This window comes from Pseudooceanicola nanhaiensis DSM 18065 (genome assembly GCF_000688295.1).
Lineage (GTDB): Bacteria > Pseudomonadota > Alphaproteobacteria > Rhodobacterales > Rhodobacteraceae > Pseudooceanicola > Pseudooceanicola nanhaiensis.
This window is the reverse complement of sequence record NZ_JHZF01000011.1, coordinates 1598894-1623068: the sequence shown is the minus strand read 5'-3', so window position 1 is coordinate 1623068 and position 24175 is coordinate 1598894. Positions and strand designations below refer to the sequence as shown.

The 24175-nt window shown below is 68.5% G+C and carries 22 protein-coding genes and 2 tRNA genes; 15 read left to right on the top strand and 9 right to left on the bottom strand.

Going from position 1 to position 24175, the window contains the following annotated elements; all coding sequences use genetic code 11:
- The first annotated feature begins 129 nt into the window (after positions 1-129).
- The 7 genes from Q344_RS0108950 (at position 130) to tpiA (ending at position 5278) form a co-directional block, all read left to right on the top strand.
- Complete coding sequence (locus Q344_RS0108950; protein WP_028286391.1) at positions 130-492, top strand: SUF system Fe-S cluster assembly protein; 363 nt, start codon at positions 130-132, stop codon at positions 490-492.
- A 62-nt stretch (positions 493-554) separates the two neighbouring features.
- A complete protein-coding gene (locus Q344_RS0108945; RefSeq protein ID WP_028286390.1) occupies positions 555-1178 on the top strand; it encodes a hypothetical protein in 624 nt (207 codons plus the stop codon).
- A 61-nt stretch (positions 1179-1239) separates the two neighbouring features.
- Positions 1240-1929 (top strand): DUF3307 domain-containing protein, encoded by a 690-nt coding sequence (locus Q344_RS0108940; RefSeq protein ID WP_028286389.1) that lies wholly within the window; start codon positions 1240-1242, stop codon positions 1927-1929.
- Positions 1930-1965: 36 nt separating this feature from the next.
- Entirely contained in the window at positions 1966-3654 is a 1689-nt protein-coding gene (locus tag Q344_RS0108935; RefSeq protein ID WP_036538529.1) for a mechanosensitive ion channel family protein, read from the top strand.
- A 63-nt stretch (positions 3655-3717) separates the two neighbouring features.
- Positions 3718-4068 (top strand): HesB/IscA family protein, encoded by a 351-nt coding sequence (locus Q344_RS0108930; protein ID WP_028286387.1) that lies wholly within the window; start codon positions 3718-3720, stop codon positions 4066-4068.
- Between the two features lie 4 nt (positions 4069-4072).
- A complete protein-coding gene (locus tag Q344_RS0108925) occupies positions 4073-4465 on the top strand; it encodes a TfoX/Sxy family protein (RefSeq protein WP_028286386.1) in 393 nt (130 codons plus the stop codon).
- Between the two features lie 63 nt (positions 4466-4528).
- A complete protein-coding gene (gene tpiA / locus Q344_RS0108920) occupies positions 4529-5278 on the top strand; it encodes a triose-phosphate isomerase (protein WP_028286385.1) in 750 nt (249 codons plus the stop codon).
- Between the two features lie 3 nt (positions 5279-5281).
- Here the strand turns inward: tpiA and Q344_RS0108915 are convergent, their stop codons facing one another.
- Positions 5282-6067 (bottom strand): enoyl-CoA hydratase-related protein, encoded by a 786-nt coding sequence (locus Q344_RS0108915; RefSeq protein WP_036538528.1) that lies wholly within the window; start codon positions 6065-6067, stop codon positions 5282-5284.
- Positions 6068-6250: 183 nt separating this feature from the next.
- Between Q344_RS0108915 and Q344_RS0108910 the strand changes: the two genes are divergently transcribed.
- From Q344_RS0108910 to lon, 4 genes are all read left to right on the top strand, one after another.
- Complete coding sequence (locus tag Q344_RS0108910; protein WP_028286383.1) at positions 6251-6733, top strand: YciE/YciF ferroxidase family protein; 483 nt, start codon at positions 6251-6253, stop codon at positions 6731-6733.
- Between the two features lie 73 nt (positions 6734-6806).
- Positions 6807-7937: a tRNA guanosine(34) transglycosylase Tgt gene (tgt, locus tag Q344_RS0108905; protein WP_028286382.1), complete on the top strand. Its 1131-nt coding sequence runs from the start codon at positions 6807-6809 to the stop codon at positions 7935-7937.
- A 63-nt stretch (positions 7938-8000) separates the two neighbouring features.
- Complete coding sequence (locus Q344_RS23535) at positions 8001-10187, top strand: transglycosylase domain-containing protein (protein ID WP_051630427.1); 2187 nt, start codon at positions 8001-8003, stop codon at positions 10185-10187.
- A 306-nt stretch (positions 10188-10493) separates the two neighbouring features.
- On the top strand, positions 10494-12905 hold the full coding sequence (gene lon / locus Q344_RS0108895; protein WP_028286381.1) for an endopeptidase La: 2412 nt from the start codon (positions 10494-10496) through the stop codon (positions 12903-12905).
- Between the two features lie 104 nt (positions 12906-13009).
- Here the strand turns inward: lon and Q344_RS23530 are convergent, their stop codons facing one another.
- The gene (locus Q344_RS23530; RefSeq protein ID WP_036538526.1) at positions 13010-14422 is read right to left on the bottom strand and encodes an MFS transporter; all 1413 of its coding nucleotides are present in this window, start codon (positions 14420-14422) and stop codon (positions 13010-13012) included.
- A gap of 201 nt (positions 14423-14623) precedes the next feature.
- On the opposite strand from Q344_RS23530, the gene Q344_RS0108885 reads away from it, so the two are divergent.
- Positions 14624-14698 (top strand) — tRNA-Val (locus Q344_RS0108885).
- A gap of 258 nt (positions 14699-14956) precedes the next feature.
- Here Q344_RS0108885 and Q344_RS23525 read toward each other — a convergent pair.
- Complete coding sequence (locus Q344_RS23525; RefSeq protein ID WP_051630426.1) at positions 14957-15739, bottom strand: CatB-related O-acetyltransferase; 783 nt, start codon at positions 15737-15739, stop codon at positions 14957-14959.
- On the bottom strand, positions 15739-16050 hold the full coding sequence (locus Q344_RS0108875; protein WP_028286380.1) for a hypothetical protein: 312 nt from the start codon (positions 16048-16050) through the stop codon (positions 15739-15741). Before Q344_RS0108875 ends, Q344_RS23525 begins: the two co-directional genes overlap by 1 nt.
- Positions 16051-16473: 423 nt before the next feature.
- On the opposite strand from Q344_RS0108875, the gene Q344_RS0108865 reads away from it, so the two are divergent.
- Entirely contained in the window at positions 16474-16791 is a 318-nt protein-coding gene (locus tag Q344_RS0108865) for a hypothetical protein (protein WP_028286379.1), read from the top strand.
- Positions 16792-16899: 108 nt separating this feature from the next.
- Positions 16900-18645, top strand: coding sequence for a sugar phosphorylase (locus Q344_RS0108860; protein ID WP_028286378.1), 1746 nt, complete (start codon positions 16900-16902; stop codon positions 18643-18645).
- A gap of 182 nt (positions 18646-18827) precedes the next feature.
- Here the strand turns inward: Q344_RS0108860 and ggt are convergent, their stop codons facing one another.
- From ggt to Q344_RS0108845, 3 genes are all read right to left on the bottom strand, one after another.
- On the bottom strand, positions 18828-20621 hold the full coding sequence (gene ggt, locus Q344_RS0108855) for a gamma-glutamyltransferase (RefSeq protein WP_028286377.1): 1794 nt from the start codon (positions 20619-20621) through the stop codon (positions 18828-18830).
- A 113-nt stretch (positions 20622-20734) separates the two neighbouring features.
- Positions 20735-21958, bottom strand: coding sequence for a glycosyltransferase family protein (locus Q344_RS0108850; protein ID WP_028286376.1), 1224 nt, complete (start codon positions 21956-21958; stop codon positions 20735-20737).
- Positions 21959-21970: 12 nt separating this feature from the next.
- Positions 21971-22774 (bottom strand): HAD-IIB family hydrolase, encoded by an 804-nt coding sequence (locus Q344_RS0108845; RefSeq protein WP_028286375.1) that lies wholly within the window; start codon positions 22772-22774, stop codon positions 21971-21973.
- Positions 22775-22820: 46 nt separating this feature from the next.
- Between Q344_RS0108845 and Q344_RS0108840 the strand changes: the two genes are divergently transcribed.
- Positions 22821-22896: transfer RNA gene (locus tag Q344_RS0108840), tRNA-Val, on the top strand.
- A 103-nt stretch (positions 22897-22999) separates the two neighbouring features.
- On the opposite strand, the gene Q344_RS0108835 is transcribed toward Q344_RS0108840, so the two are convergent.
- Both Q344_RS0108835 and csgH read right to left on the bottom strand, forming a co-directional pair.
- Positions 23000-23779, bottom strand: a complete 780-nt coding sequence (locus tag Q344_RS0108835) for an SH3 domain-containing protein (protein WP_028286374.1) — start codon at positions 23777-23779, stop codon at positions 23000-23002.
- Positions 23780-23809: 30 nt separating this feature from the next.
- On the bottom strand, positions 23810-24175 hold the full coding sequence (csgH, locus tag Q344_RS0108830; protein WP_156954653.1) for a curli-like amyloid fiber formation chaperone CsgH: 366 nt from the start codon (positions 24173-24175) through the stop codon (positions 23810-23812).

Sequence of the window (24175 nt, the reverse complement as noted above, 5' to 3'; positions counted from 1 at the left end):
CCGGCAAGGGCGCCCCGCAAGGCGCCCTTGCCGCATCTGCGGCTGCGCCTGCCCCCTGCGGGCCTTCCGCCTCTGGACGCGCGGCGCCCCATTTCCTATATGTTCGCTCAGGTAAGCAGCGAGTTCCCGATGACCCACAGCCCCGAGCCCATGGAAGGTGCGCCGCTGATTGCGCCCTCCTCGACGGATCACCCGCTCTACGACGACGTGGTCGAAGCGTGCCGCAGCGTCTATGACCCGGAGATTCCGGTGAACATCTACGACCTGGGCCTGATCTACACGATCGACATCTCGCCGGAGAGCGACGTGAAGGTGATCATGACCCTGACCGCGCCCGGCTGCCCGGTCGCCGGCGAGATGCCCGGCTGGGTCATGGAAGCCGTGGGCGGCGTGCAGGGCGTGAAGACCGTCGATGTCGACATGACCTTCGATCCGCCCTGGGGCATGGACATGATGTCCGACGAGGCCCGGCTCGAACTCGGCTTCATGTGATCCCTTCCTGACGCAAGCGTTTTGGCTTGCTTTTCTGCAAGGCAAGCGCTAATGCTTGCCTTATGCGGTTTGCCGTTCTCACAGGCGATTTCGTCGACAGCACCGATCTCGCGCCCGCGACGCTCGACGCGGCGATGGCGGAGCTTGCCTCGGCCGCCGCGGATGTGGCGGGCTGGCGCGCGGAGGCCCCGGTCGCCGCGCATTTCGCGCGACGCGGCGGGGACGGCTGGCAGGTGGCGCTGGATCGCCCGGCGCTCTGGCTGCGCCTGTCGCTCTATCTGCGCGCCCGCCTGAGACAGGCGGCCCGCGAGAGCGCACCGACCCGCATCGCCATCGCCACGGGGCAGGGGGCCTTGCCCGACGACAATGATCCGAACGCCGCCCATGGCGCTGCCTTCACCGCCTCGGGCCGCCTGCTCGAGGCGCTGCCCGCCGCGCTGCTCATGTCCCATGCTGGAGGGGGGGCCGAGACGGCGGCCGCCGTCCTGGCCGACACGCTCAGCCAGGGCTGGACCCGGACCCAGGCGCGGACGCTCTGCGCGCTCCTGCCGCCCGCGCCGCCCACCCATGCCGAGGTCGCGGAGCGGCTGGGCGTCAGCCGGCAGGCGGTCGACCAGTCCGCCCGTGCGGCGGGTCTGCCGGCCCTGACGGCCGCGATGAGCGCAATCGAGGAGGCGGGGCGATGAAGCAAGTCCAGAAGCTTGCCAACATGCAATGCAAGCCCGAAGGCTTGCCTGAGGGGCGCCCATGACCGAGACCTTCATCGCGCTGCTGCTGGGTCACGTCCTGGGCGATTACGTCCTGCAGAGCACAGGGATGGTCGCGCGGAAGCGCCGGGTGACGGTGCTGCTCCTGCACGTGGCGATCGTCGGCCTCGCGAGCCTCGCGGCGCTGGGGGGCGCGCCCCTGCTGGTGCTGGCCGTCATCCTCGCCCATCTCGCCATCGACGCGGTGAAGACCTACCTCGCGCCCGAGACGCTCATCGCCTACCTGCTGGACCAGGCGGCGCATGTGGCGGTGATCGCGGCAGCCGCGTATCTCGTGCCGGGGGCCTTTGCCGCCGGGCTCTGGGCCGGGGCGCCCGACCTGGTGGTGCAGATGGCGGTCGCGGTGATCGGCCTGATCGTCGCCACGCTCGCGGGTGGGCCGGCGGTCGGGCTGCTGATGAAGCCCTACGACATCCCGGACCTGCCCGACGGGTTGCCCAACGGGGGCCGCATGATCGGGCTGCTGGAACGGGCGCTGATCGTGCTTATGGTGCTGGTCGACCAGCCTGCCGCCATCGGCTTCCTGATCGCCGCGAAATCCATCCTGCGGTTCGACATGGCCTCCGAAAGCCGTGCGGCCGGCGAATACGTCATCATCGGCACGCTCGCCTCCTTTGCATGGGCGCTCGTCGCGGCCTTCGCGACGGACTATGCGCTGACGCTGCTCTAGTCGGGGAACCGGGTCGGATGGACCGCGTTTAGACGGATGATCCCGCGCGCGATTCGGTCATACGCCCGCCTCATCGCGGTATTCGCCGCCCTCTGGCTGGCGGCGCTTGCGCCCGTGCGCGCGCAGGAGGGCGGCGGTTCCCCCAACTGGTACAAGATCGACGAGCTCAATGCCGGGCTGCCCCGGGCCGCGCCGGACGTGCTGCGCGACACGCCGCAGGCCACGATGGAGAGTTTCCTCGCCCTGACGAAGGCCGGCAATTACGAGGCCGCCGCGCATCTCATGGACCTGGGCAAGATCCCCCGTGAACGGCAGGCCGGCGCCGGGGCGGAGCTGGCCCGGATGCTCGAGACGATCATCGAGCGCCGGGTCGTCGTCGACTGGTTCTCGCTGCCCGACGTGCCCGATGCGGTCGAGGCGAACCCCTCGTCCGACGACCCCTTCGCGGCGCAGCCCCGGCGGTCCATCCGTCTGTGGATCGTCGACCTCGACAACCGGCCCGTTTCGATCCGCCTCAACCGCGTGAAGCCCGAGGACGGGGAGCCGGTCTGGGTCTTCTCGCGCCAGTCGGTCGAGAACCTGCCCGCGCTCTACGGCATCTACGGGCCGTCCAAGCTGGAACGCATGCTGCCCGCCTGGATGCAGGACGAGGCGCTCTGGGGCCTTCGCACATGGGAAATGATCGCGCTGCCGCTCTTCATCGCGGCCATCATCGCCGTGGCCTGGGCCCTTCATCACGCGCTGACGATCGTCGCGCGCCGGCAGAAGGGCGAATTCGCCACGATGATGTTCCGCGCCCTGCGCCGGCCGCTGACCATCTTCACCGTGACCTTCCTCGCCGGCATGGTCACGACGCATGTCTTCGTCTTCTCGGGCCGGATCTCGGCGGTGCTCTCGCCGCTCATCATCATCGGCTACGTGCTGGCGGCGATGGTACTGCTGATGAACGTGGTCGATACGCTGCTCGACCGGCTCGTCGTGAAGAACGACGAGGACCTGTCCTCGAAGGAGCAGGAACAGCGCCGCGGCCTCGCCACCCAGGTGACCGCGTGGCGGCGCGCGCTGATCGTCATCATCTTCATCGCCGGGACCGGTTTCGTCTTTGCCTCGGCCAACGTGTTCCGCACGCTCGGCTTCTCGCTGCTCGGGACGGCAGGGATCATCACGGTGGTTCTTGGCTTCGCGGGCCGCGACGTGCTGTCGAACATCCTGAGTTCCATGCAGATCGCGCTGAACCAGTCGGCCCGGATCGGCGACACGATCCTGTTCCGCGATTACTGGTGCGTGGTCGAGCGGATCAACTTCACCTATGTTCAGCTGCGTGTCTGGGACCGCACCCGGCTGATGGTCCCGGTGCGCGAATTCGTGGCCGAGCCCTTCGAGAACTGGACCGCGATGACGCCCGAGCTGCACCGCGTCATCAAGCTCCGCCTCGGCCACGCCGCGGATGTCGAGCGGCTGCGCGAGACGTTCTACGCCATCGCGCTGGATGCGGACGAGGGCGACATGGCGGATGACACCGACATGCTCTGCGTGCGCGTGACCGACCAGGACGCGATCGGTATCGAGGTCTGGTTCATCCTGCCCTGCAACGATGCCAACACCGCCTGGACCTATGCCTGCCGCGTCCGGGAGCGCCTGATGGCCGAGATCACCCGGTGGGACCGGGAAGAGACCGGCGGGCCGCGCTACCTGCCCGACATTTCAATCAGCGAGGCCGCCTGACCCCGGCTTGAGAGCGGCGGCCATGGGCCCTATATTGGGAACCAAGGCAAAGGAGTCCCAGACATGTTCGGCATTCCCGGCAAACAGGCCGTTTCGATGACCCCGGCGGCGGCGAAGCAGATTTCCAGGCTTATGACCCGCGACGGGTCCGAGGGGCTGCGCATCGGCGTCAAGAAGGGCGGCTGCGCGGGCATGGAATACACGATGGAATACGTGGCCGAGGTCGATCCCCATGACGAGGTGGTCGAGCAGGACGGGGCCCGCGTGATGATCGCGCCGATGGCGCAGATGTTCCTGTTCGGGACCGAGATCGATTACGAGACCTCGCTGCTGGAAAGCGGCTTCAAGTTCAAGAATCCGAACGTGGCCGAGGCCTGCGGCTGCGGCGAATCCATCAAGTTCAACGAGGCCTGAGGCCTTGGCCGTCGACCCCGAGTTCGTCGAGCACGTGCTCGACCTGTTCTTGGGGCTGGGGCCGCTGCGCACGGGGCGCATGTTCTCGGGCGTCGCGGTCTATGCCGAGGAGGACGCGATGTTCGCGATGATCTCCTCGTCCCAGACCGTCTACATGAAATCCGATGCGGCCACCCTCCCGGCCTTTGAGGCCGCGGGGGCCGAGCCCTTCACCTACACGCGCAGCTCGGGCGAGCGGCAGGTGACCTCGCTCATGAGCCTGCCCGAAAGCGCGATGGACGACGCGTCCGAAGCGCTGGACTGGGCGCGCCTCTCGATGGGCCCGGCGCGGGCAGCGGCCGCGAAGAAGCGGGCGGAGAAGGCGCGCAAGGCCGCGCGGAAGGCCGCGAAGGCCTGACCGGCCTTGACGCCCGGGCCCCGCTCGGAAATGGATGGGTCCGGTCTGACGAAGGGAGAGGCGATGCGGCGGAAACTTGCGGCGGGAAACTGGAAGATGAACGGGCTGCGCGCGGGCCTCTCGGAGATGGAGGCGCTGGCGCAGCGGCATCCCGATCCCCGCGTCGACATCCTGCTGTGCCCGCCCGCCACGCTGATCGCCCCCGCGGCGCAGGCGCTTTCGGGCAGCCGCATCGCGCTTGGCGGGCAGGATTGCCATGCCGAGACCTCGGGCGCCTACACCGGCGATCTTTCGGCCGGGATGCTGCTGGATGCGGGCGCGGGCGCGGTGATCCTTGGCCATTCCGAACGGCGTGCGCTGCATCGCGAGACCTCGGAAGAGGTGCGCGTGAAGGCCCGTACGGCGCAGGCGGCCGGTCTGACGACGGTGATCTGCCTCGGCGAAAGCGCCTTCCAGCGCGAGGCGACCAACACCCTCGACATCATCGGCGCCCAGCTGTCGCTGTCGGTGCCGGACGGCTCGACCGGGGTGAACCTCGTCGTGGCCTATGAACCGGTCTGGGCCATCGGGTCGGGCAAGACGCCGACCCCGGGCGAGATCGGCGAGGTCCACACCTTCATCCGCGCGCGGCTGGAAAGCCGGTTCGGCCCCGGCGTCGGGCGCTCGGTGCGGCTGCTCTACGGCGGTTCGGTCAAGGGCGACAACGCGGCCGAGATCTTTGCGATTCCGGATGTGGATGGCGCGCTGGTCGGCGGCGCGAGCCTGACGGCCGCCGATTTCTCGCCCATCGTGGAGGCGCTGGAGGAGGCCTGAGCCTCAGCCCTTGTCCGCGAACTTGCCCCGGCTCTCCTGCGCGATGCGGTCGGGGTCCATGAAATGCCCCAGCATGGTGACGCCCGATACGGCGTAGGCCTCGGCCAGCGGCAGGTGCATCTGCGCGTTCAGCGTGGCGATGCCGCGCTGGACCGGCCCCGCGTTGCGCCCGGCGAGGCGGCGGGCGAAATCGGCGGTCTCCTGCGCGAGGCGGTCCGCCGGCAGGACCCGGTTCACCAGCCCGGCAGAGAGCGCCCAGTCCGCGTCGAAGACATCGCCCGACAGCAGCAGCTCCATCAGGTGCTTGCGCGACAGGGCGCGCGACACCGCCACCGCGGGGGTGGAGCAGAACCCGCCATTGTTCACGCCCGGCAGCTGGAAGCGCGCCGCCTCGGACACGAAGGCCAGATCGCAGGAGGCCACCATCTGGAGGCCCGCGGCGGTGGCGATCCCCTCCACCATGGCGATGGTGGGCTTGGGCGCCTCGGCCAGCGTGGTCATCATCGCGGCGCAGGCATCGAACAGCTCCTGCAGGAAGGCCTGGCCGTGATCCGCGTCGGCGCGGTGGTGCGAGATCTCCTTCAGGTCGTGGCCGGCGCAGAAGATCGGTCCCGGCCCGTGGATCACGATGACCTTCACCGCCGCGTCGGCGATCGCCGCATCGAGCGCGGCCTTGAGCGTGCCGATCATGGTCAGCGACAGCGGATGCGCCTTGCCGCCGCCCAGCGTCAGGGTCAGGACACCGTCCTCGAGCGCGCTGCCCAGGAATTCCGGCTGCTGGATGGTCATCGTGTCTCCTCCTTCGTCAGTCGCGCGAGTGTGCGCCCGCCGGGCGGGGAGGGCAAGCACTTGCCATATGTGTATCCGGTTGCCTTTTGTGCACGCCGGAACTGCCGGCCCGCCGCCCGGTTCATCAGTGGCGCCTGCCGGATGGGTGGGCGCGCACCGGAAACCCAGAAAGGATGCGGAGCGATGAAGGACCTTGAAGGACTGTTCAAACATTTCGTGAAGGACATCTACTATGCCGAGAAGCAGGTGCTGAAGACCCTGCCGAAGATGGCCCGCAAGGCCACGTCGGAGGACCTGCGCGAGGCGTTCGAGCATCACCGCGAAGAGACCGAGGGCCATATCGAGACCCTCGAGAAGGTGTTCGAACTGCTGGGCCTGAAGCCGCGCGGCGTGACCTGCGAGGCGATCGACGGGATCCTCGAGGAAGGCAAGGAGATCATGGAAGAGGCCGAGGCGGGCGAGGCCCGGGATGCCGGCATGATCGCCGCGGCGCAAGCCGTCGAGCATTACGAGATCACCCGCTACGGCACGATGATCGCCTGGGCGAAGACGCTCGGCATGACCGAGGCCGCCGACCTGCTGCAGAAGACGCTCGACCAGGAATACGTGGCCGACGACAAGCTGACGCAGCTCGCCGAGGGCACGCTGAACCGCGAAGCCGCCTGAGACCGCGGCAGCACGCCGGGTCACCTGCGGGGATCGTTTGCGCGGCCGCGAGGATGGCGCTAAAGGCGGTGGCATGACCACCGCCTTTTCCTTTGCGCTGAACGCCACCGACGGCTCTGCCCGCACGGGCGTGATCCGGACGCCGCGCGGCGAGATCCGCACCCCCGCCTTCATGCCCGTCGGCACCGCCGCCACGGTGAAGGCGATGATGCCCGAAAGCGTGGCCGCCACCGGCGCCGACATCCTGCTGGGCAACACCTATCACCTGATGCTGCGCCCCGGTGCGGAACGGATCGACCGGCTGGGCGGGCTGCACCGCTTCATGAACTGGGACAAGCCGATCCTCACCGACTCGGGCGGCTTCCAGGTGATGAGCCTTGCAGACCTGCGCAAGCTGACCGAGGACGGCGTGACCTTCCGCTCGCATGTCGACGGTTCGAAGCATTTCCTCAGCCCCGAGACCTCGATGGAGATCCAGCGCCTGCTCGGCTCGGACATCGTGATGTGCTTCGACGAATGCCCGGCGCTTCCGGCCGACGAGGCCCGCGTGGCCGAGTCGATGCGCCTGTCGATGAGGTGGGCGGCCCGTTCGCGCGAGGCCTTCGGCGACCGGCCGGGCCATGCGCTCTTCGGCATCCAGCAGGGCGGCGTGACCGAGGCGCTGCGCGGCGAGAGCGCCGAGGCGCTGAAGGCCATCGGCTTCGACGGCTACGCGATCGGCGGCCTCGCGGTCGGGGAGGGGCAGGAGGCGATGTTCGGCGTGCTCGACTACGCGCCCGCGATGCTGCCCGAGGACAAGCCGCGCTACCTGATGGGCGTCGGCAAGCCCGACGACATCGTCGGTGCGGTGAAGCGCGGCGTCGACATGATGGATTGCGTGCTGCCCTCGCGCTCCGGCCGGACCGGGCAGGCCTGGACCCGGCGCGGACAGGTCAACCTCAAGAACGCGCGCCATGCCGACGATCCGCGCCCGCTGGACGAGGACTGCACCTGTCCCACGTGCCGGAACTATTCGCGCGCCTACCTGCACCACGTGTTCCGCGCGGGCGAGATGATCTCGGGCATGCTGCTCACCTGGCACAACCTGCATTACTTCCAGGAGATCATGCAGGGCATGCGCGAGGCCATTGCCGCGGGGCGCTTCGATACCTGGGAGGCCGGGTTCCATGCCACCCGGGCCGAGGGCGACATTCCGCTCTTGTGATGTTTTCCGGAACCGGCGGCGCAGGTCGGGCATTTCTCTGCCAAGCACAGGGAAGGCTCGAGCATGAAAGACTGGAAGTCCGCCGGCACACGTCTGAAATCCGCACTCTCTGCCTCTGCCCGGGGGATCGGCCGGTTCCCGGCGCGGCGCGCGGCGGCCTGGGCCGGCGTGACGGTCATCGCCCTCGGGGCGGGCGCGACGGCGCTCTGGGTGCTCACCCGCCCGACGCTGGACGATGTGGTCGCCTCCGCCGAAGCCCGGCCCCGGTATCAGGACAGCGCGGGCGCGCCGCTCCTGATGGCGCGGGGCGTGACCTCCTCGGGGACCTCGCTCAAGGAGATGGCGCCGCTTCTGCCGCAGGCCGTGATCGCGCTGGAGGATCGCCGGTTCCGCGATCATGGCGGCGTCGATCTGCGCTCGATCGCGCGGGCGCTGGCCGTGAACACCGTCTCGGGCGGCATCGTCGAGGGCGGCAGCACGATCACGCAGCAGCTCATCAAGACCTCCTACCTGAGCCCCGAGAAGAGCTATGCCCGCAAGCTGCACGAGGCGCTGCTGGCCCGGCAGATGGAGGCGCGCTATTCCAAGGACGAGATCCTCGAGCGCTATCTGAACACCGTCTATCTCGGCAACGGGGTGCACGGGGTGGCGGACGCGGCGCAGCTCTACTTCGGCAAATCCGCCGCGGAGCTCTCGCTGGCCGAAAGCGCGATCCTCGCGGCGATCATCCGGGCGCCGTCCGAGATCAATCCGTTCAACAATTCCGACGCGCTGCGTGACCGCGCGACGCTGGTGGTGACGCTGATGCAGCAGCAGGGGCTGGTCGAGGCGGACGCCGCCGACGATGCGCGGATCGCGCTGGCGACCATGCGCTTCCATCGCCGCAGCCCGGCCTACGGCGGCTGGTTCGCCGACTGGGTGCAGCCGGAGACGGCCGAGATCGCCGGACGGATCGACGGGGCGGTCACGGTGCGGACCACGCTCGATCCCGCGCTGCAGGCACGCGCCGAGGCGTCGGTGAACGCGGTGCTCGAGGGCTCGACGATGGAGGCGGCGCTGGTCGCGCTGCGCCCCGACGGTTCGGTCGCCGCGATGGTGGGCGGGCGCGATTACGCCACCAGCCAGTTCAACCGTGCCACGGACGCCGTGCGCCAGCCCGGCTCGACCTTCAAGACGATCGTCTATCTCGCCGCGCTTGAGGCGGGATACGGGCCCGACACCCTGCTGCCCGATCGGCCCCTCGACATCGACGGCTACGCGCCCGAGAATTTCGGCGGCCGCTTCCATGGCGACGTGACAATGCGCGAGGCCTTCGCGGACTCCTACAACGCCGCCGCCGTGCAGCTTGCGATGGACATCGGCATCGACCGGGTGGCCGAGGCCGCCCGCGCGCTCGGGATCGAGGCGGAGCTGAGCGAGACGCCCGCCCTGTCCCTGGGCGCCTCGGGCATGTCGCTGATGGACATTACCGAAGCCTATGCCGCCATCGCGACGGGCCGCGCGCCGGTCGAGGCGCACGGGGTCGAGGGGCTCGCGCTGTCGAGCGCCACGATCCGCCCGCTCGACCGTCAGCTGCCGGAGCCCTCGGGCCTCGCCGCGCGGCTGCTCTCGCATCGTGGCGAGATGACCGAGATGCTGCGCGCCGTGGTGACGGAGGGCACCGGCGAGGCGGTCGGCGCGGTTCCGGGCGCGGTCGGCAAGACCGGCACCAGCCAGTCCTTCCGCGATGCGCTCTTCGTCGGCTGGGACGAGGACCTCATCGTCGGGGTCTGGGTCGGCAACGACGACAACAGCCCGATGGACGAAGTGACCGGCGGCAGTCTTCCGGCCGAGATCTGGGCCCGGTTCCAGGCCGGGGAGGCGCCCGCCTCGGAGGAGATCCTCGTGGAGGACACGCCCCGGGCGGAGGATCCTGTCGAAACCGTGATCGTCAGTGAGGGCCTGCCCGGGAGCACGGCGGTCGAGCGCGAGGAGGCGGGCGGGGCGAAGTTCCAGACCGTGACCTCGCGGCCGGGCACCGATCCGCGCCCCGACCGGGACGCGGTCCGGCAGCTTCTGAACAGCGCGGTGGAGCAGAAGCTGACGGTGGGCGAGCTGTCCCGCGTCCTGCGCTCGAAGGCGCGCGGCGAGGAAAGCGCGTCGAACACCTGCAACGTGCAGGCCTGTTCGCGCTTCTACCGCTCGTTCCGGGCCTCGGACTGCACCTTCCAGCCCTACGGCAACCGCCCGCGGGAGGTGTGCACGCGGTAGGCCCCGGCGCGCCGGCGGCAGGCCGGGGAGGGGGGCTGTCTGCCCCCCGCCGCGGCCCTCCGGGCCGCGACTCCCCCCGAGGATACATGGACCAGAGGAAGAGCTGTGCGACCGTCCCCGATTGCCGCGTGTTCCCCCCAAATGCAGGCATTCGGCGCTTGCCTCGTCCCGGCGCTTGCAGGCATGTTGGGGCACACGAGGTTGAATCCGGGTCGCAGGCACCCCAGATTTACTCTCCATAAACCGGAGGAGGCCAGAGCCGCCGCAATCGGGGCCGGAGCCTTCTGCCAGAGCCAAGGATAGAGCATGACCCAATCCCTCAACCCGTCTTATCCCGTGCTCCCCCTGCGGGATATCGTGGTCTTCCCCCACATGATCGTCCCGCTCTTCGTGGGCCGCGACAAGTCGGTGCGCGCGCTCGAGGAAGTGATGTCGGACAACCGGCAGATCCTGCTGTCGAGCCAGATCGACCCGGCCGAGGACGATCCCACCGACGAGGGCATCTACCGCACCGGCGTGCTGGCCAATGTGCTGCAACTTCTGAAGCTGCCCGATGGCACCGTGAAGGTGCTGGTCGAGGGCCAGGCGCGCGTGCGCATCCTCGAGTTCATCGAGAACCCCGAGTATTTCGAGGCGAGCGCCGAGCTGATGGAGGAAGTCCCGGGTGACGCGGCCACGACCCAGGCGCTGCTGCGCTCGGTCGGCGCGGAATTCGAGCGCTACGCCAAGGTCAAGAAGAACATCCCCGAGGAGGCGCTCGGCGCGGTGTCCGAGACCACCGAGCCCGCGAAGCTCGCCGACCTCGTGTCGGGCCATCTCGGCATCGAGGTGGACCAGAAGCAGGACCTGCTGGAGACGCTCAGCATCAGCGAGCGGCTGGAGAAGGTCTATGGCCTGATGCAGGGCGAGATGTCGGTGCTGCAGGTCGAGAAGAAGATCAAGACGCGCGTGAAGTCCCAGATGGAGCGGACGCAGCGCGAATATTACCTGAATGAGCAGATGAAGGCCATTCAGAAGGAGCTGGGCGACGGCGAGGACGGCCAGAACGAGGTCGCCGAGCTGGAGGCCCGCGTGGCCGAGACCAAGCTCTCGAAGGAGGCCCGCGAAAAGGCCGATGCCGAGATCAAGAAGCTCAAGAACATGAGCCCGATGAGCGCCGAGGCGACCGTCGTGCGCAATTACCTCGACTGGATGCTGTCGATCCCGTGGGGCACGAAATCCCGCGTGAAGAAGGACCTGTCCAAGGCCGAGGAGGTGCTGGACGCCGATCACTACGGCCTCGAGAAGGTCAAGGAGCGGATCGTCGAATACCTGGCCGTGCAGCAGCGCAGCCAGAAGCTGAAGGGGCCGATCCTGTGCCTCGTCGGCCCTCCGGGCGTCGGCAAGACCTCTCTGGGCAAGTCCGTGGCCAAGGCGACGGGGCGCGAGTTCATCCGCATCAGCCTTGGTGGCGTGCGTGACGAATCCGAGATCCGCGGCCACCGCCGGACCTACATCGGCTCCATGCCCGGCAAGATCATCCAGGCGCTGAAGAAGGCGAAGACGACGAACCCGCTGATCCTCCTGGACGAGATCGACAAGATGGGCCAGGACTTCCGGGGCGACCCGGCGTCGGCGATGCTCGAGGTGCTCGATCCCGAACAGAACGGCACCTTCGTGGACCATTACCTCGAGGTGGAATACGACCTCTCGAACGTGATGTTCCTGACCACGGCGAACTCCTACAACATGCCGGGGCCGCTGCTGGACCGGATGGAGATCATTTCGCTGGCCGGCTACACCGAGGACGAGAAGCGCGAGATCGCCAAGCAGCACCTCGTGGCCAAGCAGGTCAAGAACCACGGCCTGAAGAAGGGCGAGTTCGAGATCACCGACGAGGCGCTGAACGAGATGATCCGCCGCTACACCCGCGAGGCGGGGGTGCGGAACCTCGAGCGCGAGATCGCCAAGCTGGCGCGGAAGGCCGTGACGCAGATCGTCAAGAAGGAGAAGGACAAGGTCCGGATCACCGAGGACAACCTCGACGAATACCTCGGCGTGAAGAAATTCCGCTATGGTCTCGCCGAGAAGGAGGACCAGATCGGTGTCGTCACCGGGCTGGCCTGGACCTCCGTGGGCGGCGACCTCCTCCAGATCGAGGCGCTGCGCCTGCCGGGCAAGGGCCGGATGAAGACGACCGGGAAGCTGGGCGACGTGATGAAGGAATCGATCGACGCGGCGGCCTCCTACGTCCGGTCCGTCGCGCCGTCGATCGGGGTGAAACCCCCGCGCCTCGACGCCTGGGACATCCACGTGCACGTGCCGGACGGGGCGACCCCGAAGGACGGGCCGTCGGCCGGTCTCGCCATGGTCACCTCCATCGTGTCGGTGCTGACGCAGATCCCCGTCCGCAAGGACATCGCCATGACCGGGGAGGTCTCTCTCCGCGGGAACGCGATGCCGATCGGCGGGCTGAAGGAGAAGCTGCTCGCGGCGCTCCGGGGCGGGATCACCACGGTGTTCATCCCCGAGGAGAACGAGAAGGACCTCTCGGAGATCCCGGACAACGTGAAGCAGGGGCTCAAGATCATCCCCGTGACCCACGTGCGCCAGGTGCTCGAACAGGCGCTGGTGCGCCAGCCCGAGGCCGTGGACTGGGACGAGGCGGCCGAGGAAGCCGCAGCGGCGGCGGCCCTGGCGAAGGACAAGGGCGGCAGCTCCGAGACCGTCGCGCACTGAGCGTGACATGATGTGAAACGACAGCGGCGCGCCCTTCCGGGCGCGCCGTTTTCGTTTGGCGGGTTTCGCTTGGCGGCCCGGGCGCGCCCCGCCGCCGGAGCGCGCTACCCCTCCCGCCCCAGCCCGCGCGCCACCGGCAGCGCCAGGAGCGCCACCAGAGCCGCCCCGCCCCAGAGCGCCCAGACGGCGGCCGGACCCGTGCCCCCCTCCAGCGCCGGGACCAGACCGGTGGCGGTCGCGAGCCAGCCGAAGAGCCCCGCGCCGACGGCGAAGCCCGTCGTCTGCACCGTGGGCATGAACGAGGCCGTGCGGGATTTTTCGGCCTCGGGCGTCGCCTCCATCACCCGCTCGTTCGCGGGGCCCCAGCTGAAGCCGAAGGCGCAGCCCGACAGCGCGTGGCCGAGGATCACCAGCGGCAGGACGCCCGTCGTCAGCCCGAGCGCGATCAGCAGGGCGCCCGCCGCCTGGAAGCCCGGCGCCACGGCGAGGAGCCTCCGCCGTGCCACGGTCGAGACGCGGGCCACGGTGAAGGCCGAGCCGGACCAGAACAGGGCCATGGTGACGACGATCCATCCCGTCCAGATCGGCGACAGGCCCCAGACCGCCCGGAGCGCCAGCGCGAGGAAGACGGTGGAGACCGCCTGCGCCACCGGCATCAGGAACATGATCCAGGTCCCGCGCCCGACGAGGCTGCGCGAGAAGGCCTCGCGCGGGAAGAACCGTTCGGCCTGCCGCGCGTCGACCCGGAGGGCGAGCGCCACCAGCGCAAGGCCGAGGGGCAGGCCCAGCACTGCCACCTGCTGCCCGGGAAGCGCGGTCGGCAGGGCGAGCAGGGCGACCCCGGCCAGGCAGATCGCCACCGGGCGCAGGGCGACCACGCGGCGCGTCGCGCTCTGGGCATCCCGGGCGCGGGCCGGCAGGACGAAGACCGCCGTCACGAGGAACAGGAGCGCCAGCGGCAGCCCGACGAGCATTGCGGCCCGCCACGAGAGCGCCTCGGTCGCGTAGCCGCCGGTCAGCGGTCCGAGCGCGGCGGCCGAGGCCCAGACCACCGCCTCGATCGAGAATACCCGGGCGACCAGCCGGGCCGCGAACAGCTCCGGGATCAGCGAATAGCAGAGCGCGGCGATCACCCCGTCCGAGATGCCCTGCAGGAACCGGCCGAGGGCGAAGACGAAGGGCAGGGGCGCCGCGGCGGTCAGGGCCATGCCGGCGAGGAAGACCGCGGCCGCCCCGAGCGCGGTGGCCCGTGCCCCGAACAGGCCGCGGAGATGGGCCGACAGGACGCCGCCCGCGACGATGCCGATGAAGAAGAGCGCATAGGCCAGCGGCAGCATGGCGAGGCTGCCGAGCGCGTCGAAGGCCACCGGGATCGACGCCGCGATCGACAGGTCGTTGAAGGCATGCATCCCGATGCCGGTCGAGATGACGATCACCGGGCCGCGGTATTCCGGGGACAGGAGGCCGCGGTCGCGGGGCGCAGGGGCGTTCGGCATGGCGTGGTCGGGCGCGATCATGAAGGTCTCCGATTCTGAACCTGCCCGGCACCATGCGAGCTCAAGCGCACTTGAGGTCAAGCCCGCAATGCCGGCGCCGGATGCCGCGCGCCCTTGACCGCCGGGCGGTGGTGACACTGCGTCGCCCGGGACATTTCCTGCCGCTGAAGGTGAAAGAGGCGCTTGCAGAGCGCGGCGAGGGAGGCTAGATAGCCCTCCGTTGGGTGATTAGCTCAGTGGTAGAGCGCTTCGTTCACATCGAAGATGTCAGGGGTTCAAATCCCTTATCACCCACCATTTTCCCAACCTCTTGCGCGTTCCTGCGAAGTGTTCCCGGTTCCCTGAACCCAAGGCTTGCCTTCAGTTTCATGAAGACGGGCACGTTGACCGCATCCTGCATGTGCTCTGGCAGATATGGCCCCAACGTCGAAAATGTCACAGCGGTATTGCTGTGCCCGGAAACCTGGCTGACCTTCTCCAGCGCTACGCCGCTCGCCGGCATCGTGACCGCCGCCGTGTGCCGCAGGTCCAGCATGCGCGCGCCGCTGATGCAGCCTATATGACGGCTGCGTCAGATTTCACCACAGAATCGATCTCCTGCGCCAGGTCGATGACCTGCGGTCGGTAGGGCTGAACGTCACCCGCTGCCACGCGGGCGGCCAGACCGTCGACGAAGGCGCCAGGGTCTGCGACGTCAAGACCCTCGAAATCCTTGATGTGGTATCGCCACCATTCCGAATGCTGCAGTTTCGCAATGACCTCCGGATCGAAGCGATACCGGATGACTTTGGCGGGATTGCCGCCCACGATTGCGTAAGGCGGCACATCCTTCACTACGACCGCGCCGGCTGCCACGACAGCCCCGTTGCCGATGCTCAGGCCGTTCCGTATCAGGACATTCTGGCCGATCCAGACATCGTTGCCGATCTCGACGGGCCCCCGGTCAGGGGTGAATGGTGCGATCGCCGGAGCCGCTCCGCAGTCCTGCTTGATGCGCCGCTCGTAATAGTCTCGGTAGGTGAAGGGATGCGTGCTGACGTGTTCGATCGGGTGATCGCCTGCCATTATGGAGACAGACCAAGAGATGGAACAGTAGCGGCCGATGCGGTTCGGAGGGAAGATCCGCGACTGGTTGAAAGAAAAGGCCCCCATGGAAACGAAGACGCCCTTGCACATCGCCGAATACGGCTCGACCAGGGCTTGCCGTTGAATGGTCAGACGCTCCCCCGGCTTGTGCACGCCGGCAATCCTCAATGGGTGGGACAAAAATATGTTATTCTCGACGAAGAAGGCTTCTATGGCCGGGCTGAACTCGAATGTGTAGGGGTAGCGCAGCATCAAGCGACCTGTTCCCGCGCGTTGGAAATCGCCCAGAGCGCGGCCGCGGTGATCGCAAATGTGAGGCGGGACGCGGTAACGATCTCCTCAGCATGGGCTTGAGGCGCGACCCACGCCCAGAAGCCAGGGTCCTCACCAGATCCGGCGCCCCATTCGAAGCCCTCCGGTATGAGCAACAGCGCATCTTCAATCAGCTCCAACGGTCGGATCGCGCGGTCGGAAAGGCAGGCGATGCGCCGCTGTAGGTCAGTGTCGATTGTTTCGAGGCGAGCGACCGTGGCCGCAATGGTGTTCAGATCTTCGGTCGTCACGGCGTTGTCCTTCAATTCTTCCGGACAAGGTACATATTCAATTTGAAGATTAACAGAGGCGAGGGAGCCTGACGCGTCAAGCTGCGGCAGAGGCTACGCGGCTTCGTTCACATCGAAGATGTCAGGGGTTCAAATCCCTTATCACCCACCACTTCCTTCCTTCCGATCGCATCTCGCGCCGCTTCGCCCGGCTGGCCTTGCCCGCGTCCTCGGGCGACCCGCCTCGACGCCCGTGCGGCAACCATTTCGGAAATGGTTGCCCCGGCGCCACGGTCTTCCGCAAAACCGATGCGGGACCTCGTCAATCCGGGGTTAATCCGGCATCCCACGCTCAGCTTTCCGAGTGTTCGGGAATTCAAGGGGTACGAGTTGAAACGGTCCGAGTGTTTGGTCCGGTGCGATGCTGGCGCACCGGATATCGGCGTGGCGCGCGAGGCGATGGTGGAAGCCTATTACGCGCTCGCCGACGCCTATGTTCAGGTTTCCGCAAGGGGGACTGCCGCGGATGTGCCGCGGGCGTCTCCGTGTCTCGGGCTCTCGAGATTCGAGGAGGCGCTGCGTGGCGCTGCCCGCACGCTGGCGGCCCATGCCGGCGGGGACGTCGCGCAGGACACGTGGCTGCGGACCGTCCTGTCCCGGGTCGACGACCTGCGGGGGGTCCGCACCACGGGCCTGACCGAGGTGCATGCCCGCTCCCTCTACCAGCTGAAGCAGTCGATCGATCAGGTGACCGGCAATTAGACGCGCGGCACCGGACGGCGGCGCCCTTCGCGGCCCGGGCCGGTCGTCGGGGTTGAAACCCTCCCGCCGATCCTTGAAACAGGGGAGAAGCTAGCGAGGCGCTCCCTGATGTCCGATGCCCGATCGCCGTTCTGGGCCAAGCTCAACGGCCTGATCCAGCAGATCTATCCCGACCACGCCGCCGAGGAGCTGGGCCCCCGCCTTGTCGAGGCCTTCTGGCCCGAGGGTGCGACGATGCGCAAGCGGGGCCGGGTGCCCGGCAACCGGCAATGGTCGGAGCGCGATGCGCTCTGCATCACCTACGGCAATTCCATCGTGGACGGGCAGCACAAGCCGCTCGACCTGCTGCGGGACTTCCTGCACAGCCATTTCGTCGGCACGATCAACGGCGTGCATATCCTGCCGTTCTTCCCCTATACCTCGGACGACGGCTTCGCGGTGACGGATTACCGGGCGGTGAACCCGGTGCTGGGCGACTGGGCCGACATCTCGCGCATCGGGTCGGAATTCCTGCTGATGTCGGACCTCGTGCTGAACCACGTCTCGTCGCAGTCGAACTGGTTCGCCTCCTACCGGCAGGGGCACGCGCCCTACGACGGGTTCTTCTTCGAGGCCTCGCCCGAGGACGACCTGTCCGAGGTGGTGCGCCCGCGCACCCATCCGCTGCTGCGCGAGGTCGAGACCAGCCGGGGCACGCGCCATGTCTGGTGCACCTTCAGCCACGACCAGGTGGACCTCGACTTCCGCAACCCGGAGGTGCTGCTGGAATTCCTGCGGATCATGCGGCTGCACATGGACAACGGCGTGCGGATCGTGCGGCTCGACGCCGTGGCCTTCCTCTGGAAGGAGGTCGGCACCAGGTCGATCCACATGCCGCAGACCCATGCCATCGTCCGCCTGATGCGGCATTTCGCGGATTACGCGGCCGAACCGCTGATCCTGCTGACCGAGACCAACGTGCCCAATGCCGAGAACCTCTCGTATTTCGGCAACCGGAACGAGGCGCATGCGGTCTACAACTTCTCGCTGCCCCCGCTGGTGCTGCACGCGATGCTCGCGGGCACGGCGAAGCGCCTGATCCGCTGGCAGGGCGGGATGCCGCCCGCGCAGCTCGGATGCGCGTACCTGAACTTCACCGCGAGCCATGACGGGATCGGGATGCGGCCGGCGGAGGGGATCCTCTCGGGTGAGGACACCGGCAAGGTCATCGACGCGGTGCGCAGCTTCGGCGGCGAGGTTTCGATGCGGGCGCTGCCGGGGGGCGGGCAATCGCCCTATGAGCTGAACATCACCTGGTTCGAGGCGATGAAGGGGACCTTCGCCGGCGAGGACGGCCACCAGGTCGCGCGGTTCCTCGCCAGCCAGACGCTGGTGATGGCGCTGGAGGGGATCCCCGCCTTCTACATCCACGCGCTGCTGGCCACGCCCAATGACCGCGAGGCGGTCGAGAAGACCGGCCACAACCGCGCCATCAACCGGCACCGCTGGGATTACGGACGGCTGCAGGCGCTGCTGGAGGACCCGGAGAGCGACCAGCACGTGGTCCTGCAGGAGATGCTGCGCCGGATCGGCATCCGGCGCCGTCAGCGCGCGTTCCATCCGAATGCGACGCAGTTCACCCTGCAGCTCGACGAGCGGGTCTTCGGGCTCTGGCGCCAGAGCCTCGACCGGGACCAGTCGATCTTCGCGCTGCACAACGTGAGTGCCGAGACGGTCGAGATCGACCCGCTGGCGATCAACCTGATCGAGGGCGAGGAATGGGTGGACCTGCTCAGCGGGGAGCGGGTCGAGCCGTCGGGCGGCCCGATCGGCTTCGCGCCCTACCAGTGCCGCTGGATCACGAACAGGGGGTGAGGCCCGTCCAGGAAACGCTCCGGTGGAGCGTTTCAGGGCCGAACGCGCGGAGCGCCGCCCACCTCGGAAACGCTCCGGTGGAGCGTTTCAGGGCCGAACGCGCGGAGCGCCGGGCAGATTTCGCCCGCCGGGGGCGGGCGAAGCCTCCGGCGGGAGTATTTCCGGAAAGATGAAGATCGGGGCTAGTCCCCGAGGGCGATGCCTTCGCGTCGGGGATCGGCGCCGCCGGTGAGGGTCTCGCCGATGGCGATGGCGTGCAGGCCCGAGTTCAGCTCGCGCGCCGCGGCCTCGAAGCCGAGGTTCGTCAGTTGCGTGACCATGGCCCCGGCGTCGGCGCCCTCCTCGACATCGAAGGTGCCGAAGCGGTTGACCATGTGCGGCATCGCGACGGCCTGCTGCACGTCCATCCCCCAGTCCACATGCGCGATGATGGCCTGCGCGACGTAGCCGATGATCCGGCTGCCGCCCGGTGAGCCGATGACGAGCCTTGGCGCGCCGTCCTGCATCACGATGGTGGGCGCCATCGAGGAGCGCGGGCGCTTGCCGGGCTCCACCCGGTTGGCGATCGCTCGGCCCTCGTCATGGGTCGAGAAGGAGAAGTCCGTCAGCTCGTTGTTCAGCAGGAACCCCCGGACGAAGAGGCGCGAGCCGAAGCCGTTCTCGATCGTCGTGGTCATCGAGAGCGCGTTGCCGTCCGCGTCGACGATGGAGATGTGGGAGGTCGAGGGCAGCTCGATCGCGTCGTCATCGCCCCAGAGCATCGCGTGGTCCCATTCGGGCGCGCCCGGGCCGACCTCGGTCAGGGCCATGTCGGTGTCGAGGAGCTTTGCGCGTCCGGCGAGATAGGCGGGCGCCACCAGCCCTTCGGTGGGCATCGGGACGTAATCGCTGTCGGCCATGTAGCGGCCGCGGTCGGCGAAGGCGAGGCGGGAGGCGTCCCCGATCAGGCGCCAGGCCTCGGGATCGTCCGGACCGAGCCCGGCGAGGTCGTAGCTGTCGAGCATGCCGAGGATCTGTCCGACCGTCAGCGCGCCGGAGGAGGGCGGGCCCATGCCGCAGATCTCGTGGGCGCGGTACGGGGCGCAGACGGCCGGGCGCTCCTTCACCTGGTAGAGCGCGAGGTCGAGGGTGGAGAGGACGCCCGGGTTGCCGTCCGCCCCGCGGACGCGCGCGACGATGTCCTCGGCAATGGGCCCGGTGTAGAAGGCGTCCGCCCCCCTGGCGGCGATCTGGCGGAGGGTGTCGGCATAGGCCGGGTTGGTCAGCCGGTCTCCGGCGGCGATCGCCGTGCCCTCTGGGAAGAAATAGGCGGCCGTCTCGGGGAAGCGCTGGAGCCGCTCGGGATCCTCGGCCACGAGCGCGGCGAGGCGCGGGGAGACGGTGAAGCCATCCTCCGCCAGCGTGATGGCGTCGGCAAAGAGGCTGCCCCAGTTGGCGCGGCCCCAGCGACGGTGGGCCTCCTCCTGCAGGCGTGGTGTGCCCGGCGTGCCGACGGAGCGGCCGCCGACCACGGCATCGAAGAAGCCGAGCGGCTGGCCGCTCCCGTCCTGGAAGAGCTGCGGGGTGGCGTCCAGGGGCGCCGTCTCGCGTCCGTCGAGCGTGGTCAGCGCCCCGCTCTCCGCGTCGTACCAGACCAGGAAGGCGCCGCCGCCGAGGCCGGAGCTCTGCGGTTCGACCAGTCCCAGCACGCTCTGCACGGCGATCATCGCGTCGGCGGCGCTGCCACCGGCCTCCAGCACCTTCGCGCCCGCTTCCACCGCCAGCGGGTTGGCGGCGGCGATCATCCACTCCTGTGCCTCGCTCGGCCTGCCCTGCGCCTTGGCGTCGAGCGCGGCCTGCACGCGGTCCGGCAGGGCGGCAAAGCCGGTCTCTGCGGTCCCGGCGGCCTCGGGGGCCACGCTGTCCGCCGCCTGCTGGGCGTGCAGCGGCGCGGCGAGGATGAGGGAGAGCGCGAGGGGCGCGAAGCGGGATGTCATGGGGGCCTCCTGTCCGGGCGGGTCGGGATGCCCGCCGCTCCGGTCAGCCTAGCCGGAAGGCCTGCCGCAACGGAAGCCCGCGCGGGTCTCGGGCGGCGGACCGCCGAAACCGCTCAGATGCCGTATTCCCGCAGGTCGGCCGCCACGGCCTTCAGCATGTCGGCCATCAGGTCGGGATCGGCGGAATGCACGCGGTTCCATGTGGGGATGAAGGGCGTCTCGGCCGGGTTGTCGAGGAACACGTGCCCGGCGGCGATGATGTTCTCGGCGAACATCTCGATCGCCGCCTCTTCCTGGTGCCGGTCGACATAGAGCCCGTTCATCCGTGCATCGTTGTAATAGCTGTCGAGCAGGTCGAGCGCGGAGCGGTAGTAGGTGGCCTTGAGCGTGCGGAAGACCTCTTCGTTGAACACGGTCCCGTCGGCGGCGAGCTTGCGGAACACCGCCTTGCAGATGTCGATCGACATCCGGCTGAGGCCCTTCGACTTGTCCTCGGGCGACAGCTCCTGGTGCTTGTGGTCATAGGCGTCCGAGATCTCGACCTGGCAGACCGACTTGGGCGCGAGGTTGCGCCAGGCTTCGGAGAGCACCCCGATCTCGAGCCCCCAGTCCGAGGGGATCCGCAGGTCGGGCAGGATCGAGGTCCGCATCGCGAATTCGCCCGAGAGCGGATAACGGAAGGCGCGCAGGAAATCGAGGTAGTCGCGGTCCCCGATCACCCGCTTCAGGGCGATCAGCAGGGGCGAGACCAGCATCCGGCTGACCCGCCCGTTGATCTTGCCGCTGCCGATGCGGGCGTAATAGCCCTTGGCCACCTGGTAGGGGAAATTCGGGTTCGCCACCGGGTAGACGAGGCGCGAGAGCATCTCGCGGTCGTAGGTGACGATGTCGCAATCGTGGATCGCCACCACCGCCGTATCGGCGCAGGCGATCAGGAATCCGAGGCAGGACCAGACGTTCTTTCCCTTGCCGGGCTCGTTCGGCGCGAGGCCCAGATCGTTGAGCCGCCGCTGGATCTCGAGCATCCGGGGGCTGTCGTTCCAGATCACGACGTGGTTCTGCGGCAGGACCGAGAAGAAATCGCGCGCGTGGCGGTACTGCGCCTCGTCGGCGCGGTCGAGGCCGATGATGATGCGGTGCAGGTAGGGGACCTGCGCCAGTTCCTTGAGGATGTTGGGCAGCGCCTCGCCCTCGAGCTCGGAATAGAGCGAGGGCAGGATGAGGGAAATCTTGCGGGTGTTGGCGAAGGTGACGAGCTCCCTGGTGAGATCCTCGTCGGTGGTGGTGCGGAGATTGTGGATCGTCGCGATATTGCCGTTCTGATGAAAGTCCGCCACCGATATCCCCTTCTAATCGCCGCTGCGGGCTGTCAATTCGGAAACTAGCCTGAGGATCATCTCGTTCCAACCCGCGGGACCCGGTTTCGTGCTCCGCCGGATGCGTCCTGCCCGTTCTCCCGCCAGAACCGGCAGTTCGCTCCCGTGCGGGTTCGCCACGATGACCCCGTGATCCGCGGCATTCAGCATCTCGACATCGTTCGGCGCATCTCCGAGCGCCACCGCAGGCGGGGGCGCGCCGCCGAGGGCGTAGCCCTCCAGCACCTCCGCCATGCGATCGGCCTTCGTGCCGCCGAAGGAGAGCGTCAGGAACCGGCCGCCCAGCCGGGCGCTGACGCCCTCGGCCTCGAGCTGGGCGAGGAAGCGGCTCCTGAGCTCGGCCGGGCCGGTCCAGACGCCGGGCTCGGAGAAGCCGCGCTGCCGGGCGAGGCGCGCGTCCTCGGGGGGCAGCCCGGTGCGCTCGGCGACCTCGTCCGCGCTCCAGTCGCCGAAGCCCTCGAAATGCCGGCGCAGGCCCGGCGGCATCGCGTCGAGGATGCGCCGGAGCCGCAGATAGGCCGCGTTGCTGGTGTCGGGCGCCGTGCCTGGCGGCAGGATCCCGGCGCCGTTCTCGACGATGGCGGGGCAGTGGGTCAGCCGCAACTGTTCGCGCAAGGGTGCGATCTCGGGCGCCGTCTTGGACGAGGCGAGCACGACGGGCACCCCATGCGCCCGGAGCTTGGCCAGCGCCGGCAGCGCCGCGGTCCAGGTGTAGTCCTCGTGGTCCAGCAGGGTCCCGTCGAGATCGGAGAAGACGACGAACGGCGGCGTGCTCATGTACCCCTTGCCCCCCGCGCGGGCTTTGCGATAGACGGACGCGCACGGGTGATTAGCTCAGTTGGTAGAGCGCTTCGTTTACACCGAAGATGTCGGGGGTTCGAGTCCCTCATCACCCACCATCCAAGCCGAACGACACCTTGATGGCGCGGGGGCGAGACCTTTGGCCCGCAGCGTGAATGGCGAAAATCCCGCCGCGCCCGGCCGGCGCAGCGGAAAGATGTCTCACCCGTCGGTCTTGGTTTCGGGCTCTGCCGTGCAGGAATTGGCATAGGTCATCACGGGCCATTCGGACTGGCGCAGCGCGGTCTTCTTGACCCAGCCGGATTGCGCGCCGAAGCGGGCGCGGCACCAGACGCCGTCCGAGGCGGTGGTGCAGTAATTCACCTTCAGGCAGGTGCCTTCGTTCAGCACGCCGATCACCGGCGCGTCGTTGCGCGGCTGGTTGCGGACGTTCAGCTTCACCAGGACACCGACGCTCGAGAAGGCGCCGTCGTCGCCGGTCATCTCGGGGGCCTGCAGGTCGGCCTTCTCGGCGCAGGTCGAGGTGAAGCCCGAATAGACGCAGCGGTGCTTGCGGATCGCGGCGGCCAGCGCCGCGGTGTCCTGGTTGCCCGCGCCGCGTTCGGCGATCACCGCGCGGCTGCCGTCGCCCAGATCGCCCGTCACCCGGAGCTGGTTGCCGCCAAGCTGCGCGATCGTCGTGCCCTCGGCATCGAGGAGCTGGAGCTGGCCTTCCTCGATATGCCATTTCGTCAGGGCCGACAGCGGCGCGGTGCAGCTTTCGGCCTTGGCCACGTATCGCTTGGGGTCGCCGGCACCTTCGGTGCCCAGCTGAAGGCCGCAGGGCTCGGGCCCCGAGGAATAGGCATTGTCGAAGACGTACCACTGGCCGGAGAACGCCTTGACGAAGGCCTCCGCGGATTGCGCCCGGGCCGCGGAGACGCCCGCGACGCAGAGAGTCAGGGCCAGGGCGGCCATCAGGGTGCGTCGGGTCTTGGTCATTGTGTCCTCGGTGTCGTCCTTGAGCGTGTCTTAGTCGTCCAGACCGGGGCCGAGGCGGAGGGTGGCCTCCGCGTCGAGCCGGCCCGCGGTCAGCACCTGCATGGCGATGTCGAGCCGGGCATCGGGCCCGGCGTTGAAGGTGGTGCGCCCGATCTGCTCGCGGCTGCCGGAGCGGACCGAGACGGTCCGGCCCTGCGAGGTCGACATGTTGCCCCCCGAACCGCTGCGGCGGATGGTGAGCCGGGCCTCGACCTCGCCCTCGCCGGTGCCGAGGACCTCGCCGCTGATCTCGTAGCCCGACTCGGTCGGGGTCACGTTGATCACGGGCAGGGCGGTGCCGGCCGAAACGGCGGCGGGAAAGAGAAGGGCGGACAATAGGGCAAGCAGCCTTGTCAC

Bases quoted from the DNA above. Each gene is read 5' to 3' on its own strand.
- Q344_RS0108950 (WP_028286391.1), top strand. From the start codon at position 130: ATGACCCACAGCCCCGAGCCCATGGAAGGTGCGCCGCTGATTGCGCCC.
- Q344_RS0108945 (WP_028286390.1), top strand. From the start codon at position 555: ATGCGGTTTGCCGTTCTCACAGGCGATTTCGTCGACAGCACCGATCTC.
- Q344_RS0108940 (WP_028286389.1), top strand. From the start codon at position 1,240: ATGACCGAGACCTTCATCGCGCTGCTGCTGGGTCACGTCCTGGGCGAT.
- Q344_RS0108935 (WP_036538529.1), top strand. From the start codon at position 1,966: ATGATCCCGCGCGCGATTCGGTCATACGCCCGCCTCATCGCGGTATTC.
- Q344_RS0108930 (WP_028286387.1), top strand. From the start codon at position 3,718: ATGTTCGGCATTCCCGGCAAACAGGCCGTTTCGATGACCCCGGCGGCG.
- tpiA (WP_028286385.1), top strand. From the start codon at position 4,529: ATGCGGCGGAAACTTGCGGCGGGAAACTGGAAGATGAACGGGCTGCGC.
- Q344_RS0108915 (WP_036538528.1), bottom strand. From the start codon at position 6,067: ATGACCATCCAGCAGCCGGAATTCCTGGGCAGCGCGCTCGAGGACGGT.
- Q344_RS0108910 (WP_028286383.1), top strand. From the start codon at position 6,251: ATGAAGGACCTTGAAGGACTGTTCAAACATTTCGTGAAGGACATCTAC.
- tgt (WP_028286382.1), top strand. From the start codon at position 6,807: ATGACCACCGCCTTTTCCTTTGCGCTGAACGCCACCGACGGCTCTGCC.
- Q344_RS23535 (WP_051630427.1), top strand. From the start codon at position 8,001: ATGAAAGACTGGAAGTCCGCCGGCACACGTCTGAAATCCGCACTCTCT.
- lon (WP_028286381.1), top strand. From the start codon at position 10,494: ATGACCCAATCCCTCAACCCGTCTTATCCCGTGCTCCCCCTGCGGGAT.
- Q344_RS23530 (WP_036538526.1), bottom strand. From the start codon at position 14,422: ATGATCGCGCCCGACCACGCCATGCCGAACGCCCCTGCGCCCCGCGAC.
- Q344_RS23525 (WP_051630426.1), bottom strand. From the start codon at position 15,739: ATGCTGCGCTACCCCTACACATTCGAGTTCAGCCCGGCCATAGAAGCC.
- Q344_RS0108860 (WP_028286378.1), top strand. From the start codon at position 16,900: ATGTCCGATGCCCGATCGCCGTTCTGGGCCAAGCTCAACGGCCTGATC.
- ggt (WP_028286377.1), bottom strand. From the start codon at position 20,621: ATGACATCCCGCTTCGCGCCCCTCGCGCTCTCCCTCATCCTCGCCGCG.
- Q344_RS0108845 (WP_028286375.1), bottom strand. From the start codon at position 22,774: ATGAGCACGCCGCCGTTCGTCGTCTTCTCCGATCTCGACGGGACCCTG.
- Q344_RS0108835 (WP_028286374.1), bottom strand. From the start codon at position 23,779: ATGACCAAGACCCGACGCACCCTGATGGCCGCCCTGGCCCTGACTCTC.